This window comes from Prosthecobacter sp. (assembly GCF_049294395.1).
Classification (GTDB): domain Bacteria; phylum Verrucomicrobiota; class Verrucomicrobiia; order Verrucomicrobiales; family Verrucomicrobiaceae; genus Prosthecobacter.
The window spans coordinates 1-1,649 of the sequence record NZ_JBAQCR010000397.1; the positions used below are offsets into that span (position 1 = coordinate 1).

Sequence of the window (1,649 nt, forward strand, 5' to 3'; positions counted from 1 at the left end):
GTATCAATAGGTGCTGGTCCGTCTTGTCTTTCAGTAATAACAGTCCAGCTAGAATCTGGGATAACCACATTTCGATCTGCTGAAATGTGACGATAATTTTGCCAATGCCGCGGTATATTGCCTCAGACGTATCGAGGATGTTTCGGTGTTGATCCATATTTTCTGCCTAACTACTTGATGAGAAACAATTCTGTCGAGTACGTCAACAACGTTATGGGACACAGATTTGTCGAGTACCAACGGGGTGGCGAGTTCATGGGAGTCGCTTTTGACGCGAAAGCGCGTCATAAGCAACAAAATTGTTAAGTATGACGCGTATGCGCGTCATATTCTAGGTGAAAGCACGGACGAAAAAGGGGTTCAGCGTTCAAATACTTAACAAAATATCCAGTGGCCTAAAAACCTCCGCCCCCATCCTGCACGTTGCTGTGCAAATCGCCCCCCTCCCTTCGCCTACGTCTGATTCCAGCGTGAAATACCGAAGTACAATTTGTCAAGAAATTGCACACTGACCCCATCTAGCAAGGCGACACCGAAACCCAAATGGGGTCAGTGTGCAAATACTTGACAAAATGGCGCATTGCCAAATCACCGCCCGCTCACTCCTTCACCACCGCCACGCGTGTATCCGCCCCCTCGGCGCACTCCTCATGGAAGCGCTGCGCCAGCGCCTCGCAGGCCGTGTTGAATTCAGCGGCGCTGTGCGCCTCAGTGGCGGAGACAAAGATCAGGTGCACCCCGGGTTCTTTCCAGGGGCAGAAGGTGCTGCGCACGTAGGATGGGTAGTCCGCCAGCATGTGGCCGTCCTGCATGAAGAATTCGCGAAACCAGTGTTTGCCGTCCGTCATCACCTGCGGGCAGCCTTCCACCGCGCTGAGCTCGATGCCCCGGTACTTCAGGCACACCTCCAGCGTGTGGTGCCGGTCGCGGCTCGCGGAGCTGTAGCACGCCAGCCCGATCTCCTGCGGCTGGCCGTGCAGACGCACCTCAAAGCAGTTCGGCGAGATGCACCGCGACATCACGCCCGCCGGCGGCTCCCAGCTTTTCTGACCGATCGCCAGCACGGTGGAGGCCAGGAAAGGGAAGGTGAGGCAGGCATAAAAAGCCATCTGCACCGCCCAGCCCAGCCGCCGTGGCCTCATCACGCCCGCAGGTGTCCGTGGCGCAGCAGCGTTGGCATCCGCCGTCAAAACAGCGGCGTCATGCCCACTTGCGGCGGCGGCTTCATCAGCAGCGCACGCATCCGCCTTTTGAATGGCAGCAACCTCAGCCGCACTGCGCGCAGCGGCATCATGTCTGCTTGCGGCAGCAGATTCACTGCGCAGAGCGGCATCTGCATTCGCAGCGGCACGCTCAAAAGTCGTATGAGGCACAGCGGACTTATCCTTCAGGTCACTCGCCGCCGCCTTGTCATCCGCAGTCTCCATTTCGGTCGCAGCCACCCTGTCATCGGCAGCCTGTAGGTCACCCGCAGCAGCTTTGGCACTCGCCTTCGCAGTCTCCTCCGCACCCTCGCCGTAAAACATCACCCAGGCCAAGCCAGCGGCCGCCACGGCCCAGGACCACGGCTGCATCACCACCAGCGAATTCGTGCACGCCACGCAGGCCAGGCCCGGCACGCTGAAAATCCAGCGCGGCTGCACCAGCAG

At 58.6% G+C, this 1,649-nt stretch carries 1 pseudogene; it reads right to left on the reverse strand.

Annotated features, from left to right (window positions below):
• Positions 1 to 599 precede the first annotated feature (599 nt).
• Positions 600 to 1,649, reverse strand: a pseudogene (locus WAW39_RS27370) (hypothetical protein); the annotation flags it as partial.